This is a genomic window from Candidatus Enterococcus ikei (genome assembly GCF_017316105.1).
Taxonomy (GTDB): Bacteria; Bacillota; Bacilli; order Lactobacillales; family Enterococcaceae; genus Enterococcus_L; species Enterococcus_L ikei.
In genome coordinates, this window is sequence record NZ_JAFLWD010000033.1 from 57910 (window position 1) to 75799 (window position 17890).

The window sequence follows — 17890 nt, forward strand, 5'->3', positions numbered from 1 at the left end:
TTAAAAGTCGCTTGAATTAAAAATAGTGAGACAAAACTAAGTATCAGCTTTGCCTCACTATATCAGATTTTATTCATCAAAATAATTCCCAGGAACTACATTAATCGTTTTCGTTCTTGTATCTACATCTTCTACATAAAGTAATGACGTATAATCTTCGATTGCACGTTGTCCTTTAAACTTAGACTCTGCAAACACTGTGATTCCAACAAGCTCTGCCTCAAATTCTTCGATCAGGCTCTTCATTCCGTTAACGGTTCCGCCGCCTTTCATGAAGTCATCCACAACTAAAACTCTTGAACCACGCTTCAAGCTACGTTTTGATAATTCCATTTTTTCGATACGCTCAGATGAACCCGAAACGTAATTCACACTGACAGTTGAACCTTCAGTGATTTTTGAATCACGACGAACGATCACAAACGGAACATTCAAGTAATATGAAACAGCTTGTGCGATTGGTACACCTTTTGTCGCCACAGTCATAACTGCATCGATTTGTTCACCTAAATATTTAGAAGCAATGATTCTTCCCACTTGGCGCAATAATTCCGGCTGTCCTAATAAATCAGAAAGATAGACATATCCTCCTGGCAACAGACGATCTTGTTCTGATAAACGTTCACACAAAGCCATCACTAATTCTTTTGATTCCTCATAGGGAATTTCTGGGATAAACCGAACACCGCCGGCCGCTCCTGGAATTGTTTCAAGGATTCCTGTACCTCTTTGTTTGAATGTCTTTTTAATGATCGCCAAATCCTCACTGATCGATGATTTAGCTGATTTATAACGCTGTGCAAAATGGGTCAAAGAAACCAATGTATGTGGATGATCCAACAAGTACTGTGTCATATCAATCAATCGTTCGCTTCTCCGAATTTTAGAATCTGTCACTTCTTCTCCTCTTTCCTTTAAGGTTTATTATCCACTAGAATAATTATTATCCCTTATTTTTTATAGGTTCGTTATTCATTATTTTTCAGTAGGTAAAATAAATGATACTCCCTTACAATCTATCGTTCCCTATTATAGGGTGTTTTGCAAAAAAAATCGAGCATTTTTTGAAAAAAACGAAAAATTGTTCGCAATTCAAGAAACAAAAAAGAATATAAGCGAAAAAACTTTCGTTTTTCCCTTATATTCTTTTAATTTAAACTGAGTTATCTTTGACTCATCTTCTTATTTCGTTGCATCGTTACTACCACTTTACGGACGATACTGACAAGAATGAACAAAGCGATAAAAATCAAGGTGATGCTGGCACTTGGCGGTGTTTCTAAATAATAAGACCCCGTCAATCCTGTTAGCATGCCAATCAATCCCATGATAACACTAATAATAATAACTGTGTTAAACCCTTTGCCGATCCGCATTCCAATCGCAGCTGGTAAAACCATAATCGCCGAAATCAATAATGCTCCAGCAATCGGGATCATCACCGCAATTGCCACACCTGTGATTACGTTGAATAACATCGACATCCAGTGAATCGGTAATCCGTCCACATGCGCTGTATCTTCATCAAAGGTCAACACATACATTGGACGTTTGAATAGGACAAACAAAATCACTAATACTACAAATAATACAGCCAAAATAACGACCTGCTGCCATGTGATCGTCACAATCGAACCAAACAGATAGGACTGAATACTAGCCGCTGAATTCCCTCCACTGAGATTCATCAGCACCAGAGCTAAAGCAAGTCCACCAGACATCAAAATCGCAATCGAAATTTCTGAGTACGTACTGTAAATCATCCGTAGATATTCTAAAATAATTGCGGCAATAATCACGACAACGAGCGTCATGATATCGGGATTCCAATTTAAGAAGAATCCTAGAGCAACACCGGCTAATGATACATGTGAAAGAGTATCCGCCATTAAAGATTGTCTTCTGATCACAAGAAACACACCTAACATCGGTGCGATTACCGAGATAAAGGTTGCAGCCAAAAAGGCTTTTCTCATGAACTCATATGAAAGCATCTCCATTGTGAATCCTCCTTCCGAACTAAACGAATTTGTCGATCCGCGTACGATTTGATATCTTCATGATCATGAGTGATCATCAAAATCGCTTTGCCATGATCATGAGCATTATGCTGTAAAAGGCGGTAAAATTCATTTCTAGACGTTTCATCCATCCCTGTTGTTGGTTCATCTAAAATAAATAAATCAGGGTCTGTCGCAAAAATACGAGCCAAACTGATGCGTTGTTTTTGTCCACCAGAAAGTTCTCCGATCCGTTTATGCCGCATATCCCACATACCAACTGCTTTTAATGCTTTTTCAACATGTTGATGGTCTCTTTTCGTTAAAGGTTTAAACCAACGATTACGGGGAAAACGTCCTGAACGAACCAACTCGATCACAGTGCTGGGAAATCCCGCATTAAATGAGGCAACTTGCTGAGGAATATAGCCAATACTAAGTTTTTCACCTTCAGTATTTTCTTTAGCAATCGTAATATTACCTTTGGTTGGTTTTAATAACCCAAGAGTACTTTTAATCAATGTCGATTTCGCTGCGCCATTTTCACCTGTCAAAATCACAAATTCACCGGGATCGACATAATATGAAACATCTTCTAAGACTGGCTCATCATCATAATAAAATGTGAGGTCTTTGACTTCTAGATAATGCATGACTCTACTCCTTCTTAAACCTTATAAACTGCTTAAATCGGGAGAAAAAACTGAATGTCTTTCGTCCCGATTCTCTTTACTTAATACTTTTCTTCAACGCTTCAAGATTGGCTTTCATCACTGAAATATAATCTTCGCCTTGGTCTTGTTCTTTTTGGGTAATACTTTCTAACGGATTAAGCACCGCTAATTCTACATTTGTTTCACGTGCCAACGTTTCAGCAACTTTTGACGAAGCAGATGTTTCAAAATAGATCACTGAGACATTATGTTCTTTGATATATTTTTTCAACTCAGCCAAACGGCTTGGTGAAGGTTCTTGATCTGGAGAAATTCCAGCAATTGATTCTTGCGTTAAACCGTATTGTTTAGCTAAATAGCCAAATGCTGCATGTTGTGTTACAAATGTTTTATTTTTAGCATCTGTAAATGCTTCTTTGTATTCTTTATCTAAGTCTGATAATTTTTCTAGGTACGCAGCTGCATTTTTTTCAAATGTTTCTTTTTTATCTGGATATTTTTTCACTAATGCATCACGAATTGCTTCGACTTCTTTTTGCGCCAAAACTGGATCTAACCAAACATGTGGGTCTAATTCGTGATCGTGGTCATGGTCATGTCCATCGTGATCTGCCTCTTCTTCGCCATGATTATGCTCGTGGGCAGCACCTTCCATTAAATCGATCGACCCCGCCGCTTCAACCACAGCGACTTTTTTCTCATCGACATTTTCTAAAACATCTTTGACCCAAGTCTCTAACTCATGGCTGTTATATACAAACACGTCTGCATCTGTTATTTTCGCAATATCTTTGGCACTTGGCTCATAATCATGAGGCTCTGTTCCTGCTGGGATCAATAACTGAACATCTCCAGCGTCACCCACCACATTTTTAGCAAAATCATACATTGGATAAAATGTAGTCACAACGTTTATTGTATCACTTTTTCCAGCTTTTTCTTGTTCTTTTGTTTGACCGCACGCCGTCAGTGTAAAAATCACGGCTGTTAGTAGCAATCCGACAATATATTTCCAGCTATTTTTTCTCATCTTTTTGTCCTCATTTCGATTTGTCTTATTCAAATCGTAACATTTACGATTTGGTAGCAAGAACTAATTTACCAGAAGGAAAAGAGAACGTCAAGAGAAAACAGAAAAAAAGAAAAAAGTATTTTTATTGTTCCTTATTTATAATAAAAAAAGAGTGTTAAACAAAAGAAAAAATCACTTTTGTTCAACACCTTAAGTACGAGTAAATACAGAAATCCGAACCAACCTCTTCTGTCTCATCTATCTACTAATTATTTCAACGTCCGCACAATATAGACTTCATCACAAAAACCTTTTAAGCCATTATAAATCCGTTGTGCTCTTGTCTTCTTCTCACATAGCGCAAAAACAGTTGGACCACTGCCACTCATTAATGCGGCATCTGCACCGTATTTTATCATGCGATCTTTGATTTGCTGAATTACTGGATGGCGTTTGATCGTAACAGCTTCTAAAGCATTACCAATTTTTTCAGTCATTAGCTGATAATCATCTGTTTCAACTGCATATCTTACTCCAGCGATATCCGGATGCTGAATGTTATTGAATGACAAACTACCAAAAATCGAACTGGTAGAAACACTCATTTTAGGCTTCACTAAAACGACCCAGCACTGAGGCATCGATGGTAAAAACTCAATCTTTTCCCCACGTCCTGTGACAAAAGCTGTCCCTCCGTGAATACAATAAGGAACATCGGAACCAATCTTACTGCCTAACTCGGCCAGCTCTTCTAAAGATAAGCCTAGATTCCATAACCGATTCAGTCCCCGCAAAGCAGCAGCACAATCACTACTTCCTCCAGCTAATCCAGCTGCTACAGGAATTCTTTTTTCTATATTAATCTTGACTCCTTGAGTAAGATGGAAGGTATTTTTCAGCAATTCTGCTGCTTGATACACGTGATTCCTTCTATCTACTGGTAAAAAAGAGCTATCTGTTTCAATTACTATTTTATTTTCCGGCAACGACGTAAAGGTCAGCCGATCTGCTAAATCTACACTTGCCATGATCATCTCTAGCTCATGATAACCATCTTTTCGTTTATAGAGAGCATCCAACCCCAAGTTTATTTTTGCGGGTGCTTTTTCTATGATTTCCATTATTTTCACCTATCTAATCCATTACCTAACCAACTTCACAATCTTTTAAATTCTAACATATGTTATTGAAGATGTATATAATTCTATAAAAATTGATATGATTTTTATACCCCTGTTAAGTTAAAATAGAAGCAAGCTTACCTTAATCAAGACACTTTTATTCGTATTGTTTTTCTGTTCATTTCAGGTAAATTTTTTGAATAAAAATGAACTTTATACTTAATTCTAGCAATTAAAAAAACTATTGTTATTAAATTTTCCATCATAAAAAACAAATTTTCTACATATAACACAGAAAAATAAGGACATAATTGAACTAATTGGGAAAAAAAATAGCGCTATACTCTAGTTGTTCTAGATTTATCAACAAACTATATTGATCAATGGAGGAAAGATTATGAAGAAGAATGTTTTAAGTATCACTCTGGCTGTATCAATTATTCTAGGTGGATTAGGTGTTCTAACCTCTCAAGATGCATCTGCTCACGGTTATATCTCAAACCCACCATCACGAGCTTATTATGGCGCACTTGAAAAAAACACGATTGGTTATCAAGCAGCTCAACAAAAATATGGTGCAGTTATCAATGAGCCTCAAAGTTTAGAAACTGGAAAAGGATTTTCTATAGGTTATGGAATCAATTTAGCTCCATGGGAAACAGGCGCTTCAGGAAATGGCCCAGCTGATGGCAAGATTGTTTCTGCAAACGATGCGTTAGGCAGCCAAATCAGTGTTCAAAAAGACAATTATTGGAAAATGAATGACATAAATCCAGGGAAATTGGATATTACTTGGCATTACACTGCCACTCACGCAACAAGCCGTTGGACTTACTACATCACAAAAAACGGATGGAACCCAAATAGTCCAATCAAACGTAGTGACCTTCAGTTGATCAAAAATGTACCTTTTACTGGAGCTCAAGCGAATACTAGTTTAACACACACTGTAGATATTCCAGCAGACCACACAGGTTACCATGTTCTTTTAGGTGTGTGGGATGTCAGCAATACAGGTGCAGCTTTCTATCAAGCAGTTGATGTGAATATCAAAGGCGGAGCTGAAACAATCCCTCCAAAACCTGAAAAAGCACCTAACACACCAACAAATGTAACAGCAACAGACATAACAACAACTTCTGCAAAATTAACATGGACTGCCGGTGACAATGTCCAAGAATATAATATCTATAGAAATAACCAAAAAATCGCTACAACATCAGTAAATACAATCACTGACGGCAACTTAAAAGAAAATACGACCTACAACTATCAAGTAGAGGCTGTTGGTCAAAATGGACAAATTTCTGAAAAATCAAATGCAGTAAATGTTCTAACTAAAACTGCTGAACAAAAAGATACCCAAAATCCGACCGCAGCTACAGGCCTTCACAGCATGGCTACAACAGAAACTTCCGTTGACTTAATGTGGACAAAATCTGAACACTTTTTAGGTATTAAAAATTATGAAGTTTACCGTGATGGCAAAAAAATCACCACAATTACTAATACAAACTTCAAAGATGCAGGACTTACAGCAGGCACAACATATACTTATACTGTCAAAGCTTTCAGTTTAGGTGGAAATGCTTCTGAATTTAGCGCACCATTTACAGTAACAACTAAAAAAGAAATCGTTTCTTCTGGTGAAACAACTTCGGATAAATCAAAAGTCTATAATTCTGGAGATGAAGTCTTCTATAATGGATTAAAATATCAAGCTAAATGGTGGACTCAAAATGAAAAACCTGAAGAATCAGATGTGTGGAAATCACTCTCAAATTCTGTTTTAGAATGGAGTGCTAAAAAAGCATACAACTCAGGCGAGCGTGTCACGTTCCAAGGGAAAACATACCAAGCTAAATGGTGGGTCAAAGGAGCTAAACCATCAACTTCTTATATTTGGAAGTTAGTGTAACGAGATTCTATAAATAGAAAAAAGATTAGCTAAAGCGCAAACGCTCTAGCTAATCTTTTTAAATTCTTTAGACTGCTTCACTGACGAATTCAATCTCTACTGTGCGTGTCAGCACATCTGAATAACTATAAGAAACTCGTTCAAATGAGTTTTCATCTGGATCTAAATCTACAACAAAGACAGATGGATATGTTTCTGTCAAAATACCTTTACGTTCGGTTTGACGCTTTCTGCCGGTCTGAGCAACTAATGTGATTTTGCTGCCGATACGACATTCTAGATCTTTTTTAATGGAAGCTAAAGTTGTTGGCATTGCATTCACCTCAACTTCCATTGTACCACATATTAATAAAAATAACAAGTTTACCATAGCAGAAAATGAATTGCAACTAATTATAATTTATAAAAGGATAATTATTTGATGTGAAAAACTTGTGCTTTCTCATTTAATCATAAATAATCGCTTTTAGTTTCTTTTTGGCTCGATCGTACGCGCTTCTGACAGTAATTTCATTATTAGCGGTGTCTTTAGCTATCTGCTCCAACTCTTTGCCATTCATGTATTCCTGAAACGTTATCCGTTCAAAAGGCGATAACATGATCGGTAGTTGTTCCAGCTTTTCCCGAATAATCATCTGCTCCAACACATCAGATTCTTCCATCCCGATATAATCAAAAAAAGATTCTCCCTGTTTCTCTACTTTTTGATCTAACGAGATCGATTGTACATCAATCGTTCGTTTGACAGCACATTGTTTTCTGACTAAACTGCGAATATGATTTTCAAAGTTTGATTTGAAGAATTTTCCAATGGAAACATTGTGTGCTTCCTCGTATTTTTCCAATGATCGATGAAAAATAATGCGGCCTTCTTGCAACCAATCTTCTTGATCAAAATCTTTCAAATAATACTTTTTTTGAAACTTGTAGACTATCGGATAATATTGCCGATAGAAACGATCAAATACCAACGCATCTCCCTTTAAAATGTCCTCATACTTATTCATATCCCAACCTTCTCCTTTCAAGCACTCCACTAAGACGCTAAATGCTTGACAAGAGAGTAACATTTTCTTTAAAAAAAGTATAAGCGAACGGACGTTTAATCTTTCTTTTTCGATAATTCGTCCAATTTGTTGGACAATTTTGACAATTGCTCTAAATTCCATGGAGAATTTCGTCGAAAATCCTGAAAATGGATATCAGTTGCATGAATCGCAATGGTACGCTCAGATTTTTTAACATTTTTATACAATTCGTTGGCCGATGCTCTTAAAGCTCCTTTGGAAAAAACTAGCCATTGTTCCGCTAGATCACTCGTTGCTACAGTGACTTGAGTCAATCGATCATTTTTTTCACCAGCAACCCGTTCAATATAGCTATCAGCAGTCTCATCTTCTTTGGTAAAGACGACCGTTAAATGATATTTTTTATACGTTTGCTGGATTCCAGGAACTAGTTGAGCATCGAAAACAACAATTACTTCTAAATCTTCATATTTTGCATAATTGGATAAACGCTGCAATAAAGCTTCTCTAGCATCTTCAAGTTTATTTTGGTTTTTTAACTGAACCAGCTCCGGCCAAGAACCGATCATGTTATAACCATCAACAATCAGTAATTGCTTTTTCATTTGCTCTGTCACCTTCTTTATAATGAGGTTGGGATAAAAATAAGAAAATATAACTTCTGTCTCGCCTTTTATTCTGAGGTTTTAAAGTGGATTTCGTCCTCGGTAAGCTTCATACATCAGCAAACCAGCTGCCACACCTGCATTTAAACTTTGAACGTGACCTGTCATTGGAATCGTCAATAACTCATCCACTTCTTTATGCAATCCTTGGCTCATACCACGGCCTTCATTGCCGATAATCAACGCAATCGACCCTTGGGTATTCCATTGACGATAATCCGTTCCTTTCATATCCGTTCCAAAAATCCAGAAACTATTTTCTTTAAGCGTAGCAATACTTTGTGCTAAATTGGTTACACGAGCAACTGGGATATACTCAACTGCACCTGTTGATGCTTTTGTCACAACTGGTGTGATACCAACTGCACGATGTTTGGGAATGATGATCCCATCTACACCCGTTGCATCCGCAGTTCTCAATATAGAGCCAAAGTTATGAGGATCTTCTATACTATCTAAAATCAAGAAAAATGGTGTCTCTGTCTTCTCTTTCGTACGATCGAGTAATTCATCTAACGTCAAGTATTCATACGCTGTAATCGCTAATACGATCCCTTGATGAACACCGTGATTTGTCATTGCATCTAATTTTTGTTTTGGCACCCATTTAACTGGAACCGCGTTTTCTTTTGCAAGTAGCTTTAGGTGTTCAACTTTCTCACTTTTACTGTCTTCTTGAAGAAATAATTTATTTCCTCGGCCTTGCTGAAGCGCCTCTATCGTTGCATGATTGCCAAAAACAAAGTTATCTTCGAGCTCTTCTTGTGACATTTCACGCTCTTTTCTTACTGGTTCTTTTCTTACCGGTTCTTTTTTAAACGGCTGATTTTTTTTCGGCTTATTTCCTTTAAAAGGACGTTTCTTATCATTTCTCATTTTTTTCACCTACTTTTTTTATACACCAATCAATCAATTCTTCCAAACGTTCGCTTTGTTTTGTCAAATGTAAATACCCCATCAATGATTCAAAACCTGTTGCAATTCGATAGGTTGTAATATCAGCATTTTTAGCAGATGTATGACTTTTCGCATTACGGCCGCGTTTGTACATTAGTTCTTCATTCTCTGTTAGTAATTTTTCTTCCAGCATTTCTTGAATCAAAAAAGCTTGAGCCTTCGCTGAAACATAATGCGTTGCCATACGGTGTAATGTGTTTGGCTTCGTTTGCCCTTGCTCGACTAGGTAGTCACGGATATAAATCTCATAAATCGCATCTCCCACATAAGCCAAAGCTAAACCATTTAATTGCGTGTAATCTCTCATTCACTTCTTCTCCATCTAGTTCCTTGGGCTGTGTCTTCCAAGGTTATTCCTTTATCTTTTAACAAGTCACGAATCTCATCACTGCGGGCAAAATCACGATTAGCACGAGCTTGGTTACGTTCTTTGATCAATTGATCGATATCATCATCCAGCAGCTCTTCTGATAAGAAGAAAATACCAAAAATACTCAGCCATTGCGTAAATTGTTCTAAGGCTTTTTCAACGACTGTTGCTGATACGTTTTCTTGCTCGCTGTATTGGTTCAACCACTTAGCTAATTCGTAAACGATAGTAATTCCGTTAGCAGCATTAAAATCATCATCCATCTCTGTTGTAAAACGTGTTTCTAACTCTACTAATTCTTGTAATTTTTGAGCATCTTCTTCAAGTTCTGCTAACGCATCCGCTTTTCTAAAGGATGTATTCTCAAAAGCATTTTTTAATTTTTGTAAATTGACTCCGGCTTCTTTCATCGTTGTCTCGCTATAACGAATTGGGCGGCGATATTGTGTCGTTGCCATGAAAAAACGTAAGATTTGAGGATCAATCTGTTTTGCTAATTCATGAACAGTCACAAAATTGCCTAAAGATTTACTCATTTTTTCGTCGTCTTCACCGATTGTTACATAACCATTATGCATCCAGTAATTGGCGAATGTTTGTCCCGTTTTCGCTTCACTTTGCGCAATTTCATTCTCATGATGCGGAAATTCTAAATCTTGCCCCCCACCATGAATGTCAATTGTATCACCTAAATGCTTTGTTGCCATGACAGAACACTCGATGTGCCAGCCTGGACGACCTGCTCCCCATGGAGAATCCCATGAGATTTCACCTTCTTTTGCCCCTTTCCATAAGGCAAAATCCAATGGATCTTCTTTGAGTTCTTTTTCTACTCCAGTACGCTGACTTGCGCCTACTTCCAACTCATCGATCGATTGGTGACTAAGTTTACCGTAACCTTCGAACTTCCGTGTTCGATAATAAACATCTCCTTGCGACTCATAAGCATAACCTTTGTCGATCAAAGTCTCAATAAATGTCAAAATATCAGGCATATGGTCCATTACACGAGGATTCAACGATGCTGGTTTTACATTTAAAGCATTTGTATCTTCTTCAAACGCATGGATAAAACGGTCTGCGACTTCTGGTGCTGTAATTCCTAATTCTCTAGCTGCTCGGATAATTTTGTCATCTACATCTGTAAAATTTGATACATAATTTACTTCATAGCCCCGATATTCAAAATAACGTCTGATCGTATCAAAGGCAATTGAGCTGCGAGCATTGCCGATATGGATATAATTATAAACAGTTGGTCCGCAGACATACATCCGGACTTTTCCTGCTTCTATTGGTTTGAACACTTCTTTTTCTCTCGTTAATGTATTATAAATTTGAATCATAAGCTTCCTCCATCTTCTTTCCTTTGATTCTTACAACTTTTGCTGGTATTCCTACAGCGGTTGCATCATCAGGAATATCTGCTAAAACTACAGCTGATGCACCGATTTTGGCACGTTCACCAATCGTGACTGGTCCAAGAATTTGTGCATGTGCATGGATCATGGCACCTTTTTTTACTGTTGGATGCCGTTTTCCTGTATCTTTTCCAGTTCCACCTAAGGTCACACCATGAAACAACACAACATCCTCTTCGATTTCTGCTGTCTGACCGATCACAATTCCCATCCCATGGTCAATAAAAACACCGGGCGCAATCTTCGCTCCTGGATGAATCTCGATCCCTGTTAAGAAACGCCAAAATTGAGCGTGAATCTTCGCTAATAAAAACAAGCGGTGTCTATATAAAAAATGAGAAAAACGATGCCAAAACAGCGCATGCAAACCCGGATATGTAAGCAATGCTTCCAACGTTGAACGCGCTGCTGGATCATTGTTTTTGACTGCCTTAACAGCTCTTTTTAACCAACTCATCTTTTTGCTCCTTTCATTTGAATTTAAACATAAAAGCGTAATAAGCTCCTCCAACACTGACTACGAATAAACGGTGGAAACCGAAGTAATCTCTTCTGTCCCATCCTCATAATAAAAAATAAACGCCTTTTAAACGAAATAAATCCGTTTAAAAGACGCTTTTGCGTGGTTCCACTTTTTTTTACAGGTCTCCCTGCCTCAAAACAGATAACGGTTGTTGGCCGTTTTCAGCTACATATCGCTGAAACTATTCAAAGATGCATTTCAAAAAGTGCTGACAACTGTTTTCACCACCCACAGTCTCTCTAAAGACAAACGCTTTTTTACTTCTTCTTATCTACATATTTTTTATTATAAAACTTTATTTAGATGATCCAAGGCTTTTTCTTTACCTAATAATTCGATCGTATCGCCTAATTCTGGTCCATGCATTTGTCCTGACACAGCTACACGGATCGGCATAAATAGGTTTTTACCTTTTACGCCTGTTTCTTTTTGAACTGCTTTGATACCAGCTTTGATACTTGGCACATCAACAACGTCCATTGCTTCTAATTGTGCTTTGAAAGCTGCTAAAACAGTAGGTACAGTTTCTCCAGCTAAGACTTCTTTCGCTGCCTCATCTAAAACTGGATGTTCATTGAAGAACAATTCAGATACGTTGACGATTTCAGCTGCATAACTCATTTGCGGTTGGTATAAGCTGACTACTTTTTTCAGCCATTCTAGCTTTTCGCCGCTTGGTTGAGCTTCAATTTTACCTTCTGCCACTAAATAAGGCAAACACATATCTGTTAAGACATCTAAGTCTAATTGTTTCATGTATTGGTTATTGACCCATTCAAGCTTTTTCCCATCAAAAGCTGCTGGTGATTTGCTTAAACGTTCTGGATCAAAGATTTTGATCAATTCTTCTTGTGAGAAGATTTCTTCTTCCCCAACCGGCGACCAGCCTAGCAAAGCTGTAAAGTTGAACATTGCTTCTGGTAAATAACCAAGTTCACGGTATTGTTCGATAAATTGTAAAATCGATTCGTCACGTTTACTTAATTTTTTACCTGTTTCAGAATTGATGATCAATGTCATGTGGCCAAATTCAGGTGCTTTCCAGCCAAATGCTTCATAAATCATTAATTGTTTTGGTGTATTGGCAATGTGATCGTCACCACGTAATACGTGAGTGATTTTCATCATATGGTCATCTACCGCTACTGCAAAGTTATATGTTGGCATGCCATCACGTTTTTGAATAACGAAGTCGCCGCCAATATTATCTGATTCAAAAACAATTTCGCCTTTAACCATGTCTTCAAATGTGTAAGAGGTATTTCTCGGAACACGGAAACGAACTACAGGCTCAAGACCTTGAGCTTCTTTTTCTGCTTGTTCAGAAGGTGTCAAATTCGCACATTTGCCAGAGTAATGAGGCATTTCGCTGCGAGAACGTTGTGCTTCTCTTTCAGCTTCTAATTCTTCTTCTGTACAATAACATTTATACGCACGATTGCTTACCAACAGTTGATCGATCAATGGTTGGTAAATTTCACTACGTTCTGATTGACGGTATGGACCATATTCACCTGGCTTTTCAGGAGATTCATCCCAATCCATCCCTAACCATGCTAAGTTTTCTAATTGGCTTTTTTCACCGTCTTCGATGTTTCTTTTTTGATCTGTATCTTCAATACGGATAATAAATTCACCATCATTGTGGCGGGCAAATAAATAATTGAATAAAGCTGTTCTTGCATTTCCGATGTGCAGGTGTCCAGTTGGACTTGGTGCGTAACGTACACGTACTTTTGTCATTGTGCATTCCTCTTTCTATTTATCAAGTAAAGCGACCGCAATCGCTCCCATACCTTTTTCTTGACCAATGAAGCCCATTTTTTCCATCGTTGTTGCTTTTAAATTGATTTGACTTGTCTCAATTTGACAAGCTTTAGCGATGTTTTCTTTCATTTGTTCTAAATAAGGTTTCATTTTTGGTTGTTCTGCTAAAATTGTACAATCAATATTGCCAATAGTAAAGCCACCAGACAAAACTTTTTGATTTGCAACATGCAATAATTTAATTGAGTCTGCATCTTTAAACTCGGGATCTGTATCAGGAAACAAATGACCAATGTCTCCAAGACCTGCAGCGCCTAAAATTGCATCCGTGATTGCATGTAGCAACACATCTGCATCTGAGTGACCTAACAGACCTTTTTCAAACGGAAGTTCCACACCACCGATGATCAATTTACGTCCTTCTACTAATTGATGAACATCGAATCCTTGCCCAATTCTTATCATATTTTTTCACCTAGCTTCTTTTTCGTTTCACGATTGCTTCACCGATCAGCATATCTTCTGGAGTTGTTAATTTGATATTTTCATAACTTCCTAACACCATTGAGACAGGTAGATTACTATATTTTTCGATGAGTGAAGCATCATCTGTTCCTAAATATTTATCTTGTTGTGCACATTCATGAACTGCCAGTAAATCCTCGCCGTAAAAGGCTTGAGGCGTTTGGATCTGCCATAATGTTTCACGTGGAACCGTTTCTTGCACGATTCCATCAATCACTCGTTTGATTGTGTCTTTGACTGGAACACCTAGAATAGCTGCTCGGGTTTCTTGTACTTTACGATGCAACAATTTTAATTGTGACAACGTAACAAAAGGTCTAGCACCATCATGTACCATCACGATATTTTCCTGATTCAATAAGGCGTTCAATCCATTGTAAACACTATATTGCCGCTCAGTTCCTCCAGAAACGATCGTTATAGGACATTTTTTCTTTTTAGCTTCTTTCTTGACCATCGCTCCTAGTAAATCCTGTTCATCTTCTTGTGTAACTAATATGATATGTCGGCATGCTGGATCATTTAAAAATGTATTTAATGAATAAGAAATGACTGGTTTACCAATTAAATGCAGTAAAATCTTATTGCGGCTGGCCCCCATTCTTTTCCCTTGTCCGGCAGCTAACAAGATAACTTCATAGTCCAGTGCTTTGTTTCTATTTTCAGCTTTTCTCATTAGCTTTATGGTTTTCTTTACTATCATCGATCCCGCGTCCTGAGTGAGCTGGTTTTGCGAAAATCATCCGTCCTGCTGCTGTCTGTAAAGCACTAGTAACGACCACTTGAATATGTTCATTCATATAATGCTGTCCATCTTCAACTACAACCATTGTACCATCATCCAAATAGGCAACACCTTGCTGTCGTTCGGTACCAGCCTTCACAACCATCACGTTCATCGTCTCACCTGGAATCACAACAGGTTTTACGGCATTCGCTAAGGCATTGATATTCAATACAGGGACATTTTGAAATTCAGAAACTTTATTTAAATTATAATCATTGGTTACAACAACGCCATCTAGTAGCTTAGCTAATTTGATCAATTTGCTATCCACTTCAGAAATATCTTCAAAATCACCATCATACATTTCAACAGAAATACCGTCTTCTTTTTGCAGTGCGTTTAAAATGTCTAGCCCACGGCGTCCGCGAACACGTTTTAAACTATCACCAGAATCAGCAATATACTGCAGTTCATACAAGACAAAATTAGGAATTAAAATAACTCCTTCTAAAAAACCAGTTTTAGCAATGTCATAGATTCTACCATCAATGATCACGCTCGTATCTAAAATTTTATATTTATGGAAATGGTCTTCTACTTTACGCTCCAAAACCTCTCCTTCATTTTCAGTGGGAGTCTTTTTTTGTTTAGGGGTAAAAATTTTGCGCCACTCATCAATTCGAGTTGTTCCCATACGAAAACCAAGATAACCGAAAATAATCATGACCAATATCGGTAACACGCTATTTACAAACGGGATATTCAAGTTATACATCGGAATTGAAATGATCACACCAATGATCAATCCAAGAATTGCACCGACACTCCCAAATAAAAGATAGGTCAAACTCATTTCATTTAGTGCTGCTTCTACTTTTTTAACGCCTGAAACAATATACTTTGCTAACCCTAACGATAATATAAAGAAAATAAGTGCACCAATCAAACTGTTAGTAAAGTTATTGTTCAGCCATGTATTATCTGCCTGTTTCGCCATGTCCCAAGCCATCGGTAACAATGAGATACCTAAACTTACGCCAACAACGATCATCAGAAGTGTAATGACACGTTTTTGCATAGATTCATCCTCCAATATAATTATACTTATTTAAATATACTTATTTAAAAATCGAAAGAAGAGATCGATCCTAACATCTTGTATCGATCTCTAACTTCCACTACTTGAAAACTTTTCTTAACGTTTCACCAATTGTGGCAACACCGACGATCTCGATTCCCTCTGGTGGTGTCCAGCCGCCTAGATTATTCTTAGGCAAGTAAATCTTGGTAAAGCCCAATTTCTGTGCTTCCCGTACTCGCTGTTCAATACTATTTACACGGCGAATTTCACCAGTCAAACCAATTTCACCGATAAAGCATTCTGTTGGTTTTGTTCCATTTTCCTTATAACTAGAAGCAATGCTTACTGCTACCGCCAAGTCGATAGCTGGTTCATTGATTTTCACACCACCAGCTGCTTTCAAATAAGCATCTTGATTTTGCAATAGCAATCCAGCACGCTTCTCTAAAACGGCCATGATTAAAGATACTCGATTAAAATCCAGTCCAGTCGTTGTCCGTTTTGCATTACCAAACATCGTCGGTGTAATCAAAGCTTGTACCTCAACTAAAATCGGACGTGTTCCTTCCATAGCTACAACGATTGCTGAACCTGTAGCATCTGCTAACCGCTCTTCTAAAAATACCTGAGATGGATTCGCCACTTCCTCTAGTCCATGTTCCCGCATTTCAAAAATACCGATCTCATTGGTAGATCCAAAACGATTTTTTACTGCTCTCAATATTCTGAATGTATGATGCTTATCTCCTTCAAAATACAAAACAGTATCCACCATATGCTCGAGCATACGAGGTCCAGCGATCGAACCTTCTTTTGTCACGTGGCCTACAATGAAAATCGCAATCCCATTGGTTTTAGCGATTTTTAACAGTTCAGCTGTCGTCTCTCGTACTTGACTGACACTTCCAGCTACACTAGTTACGTCTGGTTGGGTCATCGTTTGAATGGAATCAATGATTACATAATCTGGCTCCAATTTTTCGATTGCACGGCTTATTTCATTCATATCCGTTTCAGCGTACAAATAAAATTCCGTATCGATCGAACTTAAACGCTCAGCACGCATTTTGATTTGTTCCGCACTTTCTTCTCCTGAAACATATAGTACTTTGCCGCCGATTTCTGCAAGTTGTTGTGACACCTGTAATAGCAACGTTGATTTACCTATTCCGGGATCTCCACCGATTAAAACTAAAGATCCTGGAACCACACCGCCGCCTAACACACGGTTTAGCTCCACTAATTTAGTTTTGACTCTCGGTTCTTTCTTAGGAACCACTTCAGCTAAGCGCTGAGGCTGCGTCTTTTTACCCGTTAAACTAACTCTTGCACGACGATCCGTTGTATCTTGAATGATTTCTTCGGTCATTGTATTCCACTGTCCACAGTTTGGACAACGACCTAAATATTTAGGGGAAATATACCCGCACGTTTGACACTCAAATTGAACTTTTGCTTTTTTTGCCATATGCTATCCCCTCATTTTGATGTATTCTTTATTTTACCATAGTATAGGTCTCTTAGACTAAGACTTCCCACTGTAAAATACGCAGTTTTTCAATGAATTTATCTTAGTTTTTGCCTGAAGAACCAAAACCGCCTGTGCGTTCAGTTTCCACATCATCAATATCTGCTAAAAGAAACGGTTTAAAGATACCTTGTCCGATTCGTTCGCCTTTTTCGATGACCATATCTTCATATCCAAAATTCAAAAATTGAAACATGATATGTCCTTCATTGCCTTCGTTATTATAATAATCACGATCGATCACACCTACGCCATTTGCTAACATTAAAAAGCGTTTCAATGGGTTTGATGAACGACTCACTAATTCTAAATACTCATTTTCAGCCATGTAAGCTTTAATCCCTGTTTTTACCAAAACAGGTTTTGGCGCTACACCTTGTGCTTGTAATTGCCAAATACTTGGAACAACAACTGTTTCTGCTGCTTCAAAGTCGTAACCCGCAGCGCCTTTTGTGGCACGTTCAGGAATCGCGATACCTTGGTCTTTATAATCCATAATAATTTCAAATCCTCGTTGTTTCATCAAAAATCTCCTCTACTTGTAAACTATTTCTATTTTAACATACTACGCTG

Annotated in this window: 19 protein-coding genes and 1 other annotated feature; of the genes, 1 reads left to right on the top strand and 18 read right to left on the bottom strand. The window is 37.8% G+C overall.

The window, feature by feature from the left end; genetic code table 11:
- Positions 1-69: 69 nt before the first annotated feature.
- From purR to ispE, 5 genes are all read right to left on the bottom strand, one after another.
- Complete coding sequence (purR, locus tag JZO69_RS12755) at positions 70-897, bottom strand: pur operon repressor (RefSeq protein WP_010770370.1); 828 nt, start codon at positions 895-897, stop codon at positions 70-72.
- Positions 898-1163: 266 nt separating this feature from the next.
- Entirely contained in the window at positions 1164-2000 is an 837-nt protein-coding gene (locus tag JZO69_RS12760; RefSeq protein WP_010761979.1) for a metal ABC transporter permease, read from the bottom strand.
- On the bottom strand, positions 1973-2653 hold the full coding sequence (locus JZO69_RS12765; protein ID WP_207113252.1) for a metal ABC transporter ATP-binding protein: 681 nt from the start codon (positions 2651-2653) through the stop codon (positions 1973-1975). Before JZO69_RS12765 ends, JZO69_RS12760 begins: the two co-directional genes overlap by 28 nt.
- Before the next feature lie 76 nt (positions 2654-2729).
- Positions 2730-3704 (bottom strand): metal ABC transporter substrate-binding protein, encoded by a 975-nt coding sequence (locus JZO69_RS12770; protein WP_207113253.1) that lies wholly within the window; start codon positions 3702-3704, stop codon positions 2730-2732.
- A gap of 251 nt (positions 3705-3955) precedes the next feature.
- Complete coding sequence (gene ispE, locus JZO69_RS12775; RefSeq protein WP_207113254.1) at positions 3956-4807, bottom strand: 4-(cytidine 5'-diphospho)-2-C-methyl-D-erythritol kinase; 852 nt, start codon at positions 4805-4807, stop codon at positions 3956-3958.
- Positions 4808-5204: 397 nt separating this feature from the next.
- Here ispE and JZO69_RS12780 point away from each other — a divergent pair, with 397 nt between their 5' ends.
- On the top strand, positions 5205-6725 hold the full coding sequence (locus tag JZO69_RS12780) for a lytic polysaccharide monooxygenase (RefSeq protein ID WP_207113255.1): 1521 nt from the start codon (positions 5205-5207) through the stop codon (positions 6723-6725).
- 67 nt (positions 6726-6792) lie between these two features.
- Here the strand turns inward: JZO69_RS12780 and JZO69_RS12785 are convergent, their stop codons facing one another.
- From JZO69_RS12785 to JZO69_RS12845, 13 genes are all read right to left on the bottom strand, one after another.
- A complete protein-coding gene (locus tag JZO69_RS12785) occupies positions 6793-7038 on the bottom strand; it encodes a Veg family protein (RefSeq protein ID WP_069663217.1) in 246 nt (81 codons plus the stop codon).
- A gap of 133 nt (positions 7039-7171) precedes the next feature.
- Positions 7172-7732, bottom strand: coding sequence for a sigma-70 family RNA polymerase sigma factor (locus JZO69_RS12790; RefSeq protein ID WP_207113256.1), 561 nt, complete (start codon positions 7730-7732; stop codon positions 7172-7174).
- 95 nt (positions 7733-7827) lie between these two features.
- On the bottom strand, positions 7828-8358 hold the full coding sequence (locus JZO69_RS12795) for an NYN domain-containing protein (protein WP_207113257.1): 531 nt from the start codon (positions 8356-8358) through the stop codon (positions 7828-7830).
- Between the two features lie 81 nt (positions 8359-8439).
- Entirely contained in the window at positions 8440-9303 is an 864-nt protein-coding gene (rlmB, locus tag JZO69_RS12800; RefSeq protein ID WP_430733259.1) for a 23S rRNA (guanosine(2251)-2'-O)-methyltransferase RlmB, read from the bottom strand.
- The gene (locus tag JZO69_RS12805; RefSeq protein ID WP_207113259.1) at positions 9284-9682 is read right to left on the bottom strand and encodes a Mini-ribonuclease 3; all 399 of its coding nucleotides are present in this window, start codon (positions 9680-9682) and stop codon (positions 9284-9286) included. Before JZO69_RS12805 ends, rlmB begins: the two co-directional genes overlap by 20 nt.
- The gene (gene cysS, locus JZO69_RS12810) at positions 9679-11091 is read right to left on the bottom strand and encodes a cysteine--tRNA ligase (protein WP_207113260.1); all 1413 of its coding nucleotides are present in this window, start codon (positions 11089-11091) and stop codon (positions 9679-9681) included. Before cysS ends, JZO69_RS12805 begins: the two co-directional genes overlap by 4 nt.
- Positions 11075-11623, bottom strand: coding sequence for a serine O-acetyltransferase EpsC (gene epsC / locus JZO69_RS12815; protein WP_207113261.1), 549 nt, complete (start codon positions 11621-11623; stop codon positions 11075-11077). The genes cysS and epsC overlap by 17 nt, the downstream gene beginning before the upstream one ends.
- Positions 11624-11771: 148 nt before the next feature.
- Positions 11772-11972 (bottom strand) — a binding site (T-box leader).
- A gap of 2 nt (positions 11973-11974) precedes the next feature.
- Complete coding sequence (gene gltX / locus JZO69_RS12820; RefSeq protein WP_207113262.1) at positions 11975-13432, bottom strand: glutamate--tRNA ligase; 1458 nt, start codon at positions 13430-13432, stop codon at positions 11975-11977.
- A gap of 15 nt (positions 13433-13447) precedes the next feature.
- Positions 13448-13921, bottom strand: coding sequence for a 2-C-methyl-D-erythritol 2,4-cyclodiphosphate synthase (gene ispF, locus JZO69_RS12825; protein WP_207113263.1), 474 nt, complete (start codon positions 13919-13921; stop codon positions 13448-13450).
- Positions 13922-13931: 10 nt separating this feature from the next.
- Positions 13932-14684 carry a 2-C-methyl-D-erythritol 4-phosphate cytidylyltransferase gene (gene ispD / locus JZO69_RS12830; protein WP_347401595.1) on the bottom strand — a complete coding sequence of 251 codons (753 nt, stop codon included), beginning with the start codon at positions 14682-14684 and terminating at the stop codon, positions 13932-13934.
- On the bottom strand, positions 14644-15786 hold the full coding sequence (locus JZO69_RS12835) for a PIN/TRAM domain-containing protein (RefSeq protein WP_207113264.1): 1143 nt from the start codon (positions 15784-15786) through the stop codon (positions 14644-14646). Before JZO69_RS12835 ends, ispD begins: the two co-directional genes overlap by 41 nt.
- A gap of 100 nt (positions 15787-15886) precedes the next feature.
- On the bottom strand, positions 15887-17257 hold the full coding sequence (gene radA, locus JZO69_RS12840; protein ID WP_025870418.1) for a DNA repair protein RadA: 1371 nt from the start codon (positions 17255-17257) through the stop codon (positions 15887-15889).
- A 103-nt stretch (positions 17258-17360) separates the two neighbouring features.
- Positions 17361-17840, bottom strand: a complete 480-nt coding sequence (locus JZO69_RS12845) for a dCTP deaminase/dUTPase family protein (protein WP_207113265.1) — start codon at positions 17838-17840, stop codon at positions 17361-17363.
- Positions 17841-17890: the final 50 nt, after the last annotated feature.

Excerpts from the sequence above, each read along its gene's own strand:
- JZO69_RS12770 (WP_207113253.1), bottom strand. The coding sequence starts at position 3,704 with ATGAGAAAAAATAGCTGGAAATATATTGTCGGATTGCTACTAACAGCC.
- epsC (WP_207113261.1), bottom strand. The coding sequence starts at position 11,623 with ATGAGTTGGTTAAAAAGAGCTGTTAAGGCAGTCAAAAACAATGATCCA.
- JZO69_RS12760 (WP_010761979.1), bottom strand. The coding sequence starts at position 2,000 with ATGGAGATGCTTTCATATGAGTTCATGAGAAAAGCCTTTTTGGCTGCA.
- radA (WP_025870418.1), bottom strand. The coding sequence starts at position 17,257 with ATGGCAAAAAAAGCAAAAGTTCAATTTGAGTGTCAAACGTGCGGGTAT.
- gltX (WP_207113262.1), bottom strand. The coding sequence starts at position 13,432 with ATGACAAAAGTACGTGTACGTTACGCACCAAGTCCAACTGGACACCTG.
- JZO69_RS12835 (WP_207113264.1), bottom strand. The coding sequence starts at position 15,786 with ATGCAAAAACGTGTCATTACACTTCTGATGATCGTTGTTGGCGTAAGT.
- ispD (WP_347401595.1), bottom strand. The coding sequence starts at position 14,684 with ATGATAGTAAAGAAAACCATAAAGCTAATGAGAAAAGCTGAAAATAGA.
- JZO69_RS12795 (WP_207113257.1), bottom strand. The coding sequence starts at position 8,358 with ATGAAAAAGCAATTACTGATTGTTGATGGTTATAACATGATCGGTTCT.
- JZO69_RS12790 (WP_207113256.1), bottom strand. The coding sequence starts at position 7,732 with ATGAATAAGTATGAGGACATTTTAAAGGGAGATGCGTTGGTATTTGAT.
- cysS (WP_207113260.1), bottom strand. The coding sequence starts at position 11,091 with ATGATTCAAATTTATAATACATTAACGAGAGAAAAAGAAGTGTTCAAA.
- JZO69_RS12780 (WP_207113255.1), top strand. The coding sequence starts at position 5,205 with ATGAAGAAGAATGTTTTAAGTATCACTCTGGCTGTATCAATTATTCTA.
- JZO69_RS12785 (WP_069663217.1), bottom strand. The coding sequence starts at position 7,038 with ATGCCAACAACTTTAGCTTCCATTAAAAAAGATCTAGAATGTCGTATC.
- ispF (WP_207113263.1), bottom strand. The coding sequence starts at position 13,921 with ATGATAAGAATTGGGCAAGGATTCGATGTTCATCAATTAGTAGAAGGA.
- ispE (WP_207113254.1), bottom strand. The coding sequence starts at position 4,807 with ATGGAAATCATAGAAAAAGCACCCGCAAAAATAAACTTGGGGTTGGAT.
- JZO69_RS12765 (WP_207113252.1), bottom strand. The coding sequence starts at position 2,653 with ATGCATTATCTAGAAGTCAAAGACCTCACATTTTATTATGATGATGAG.
- JZO69_RS12845 (WP_207113265.1), bottom strand. The coding sequence starts at position 17,840 with ATGAAACAACGAGGATTTGAAATTATTATGGATTATAAAGACCAAGGT.
- JZO69_RS12805 (WP_207113259.1), bottom strand. The coding sequence starts at position 9,682 with ATGAGAGATTACACGCAATTAAATGGTTTAGCTTTGGCTTATGTGGGA.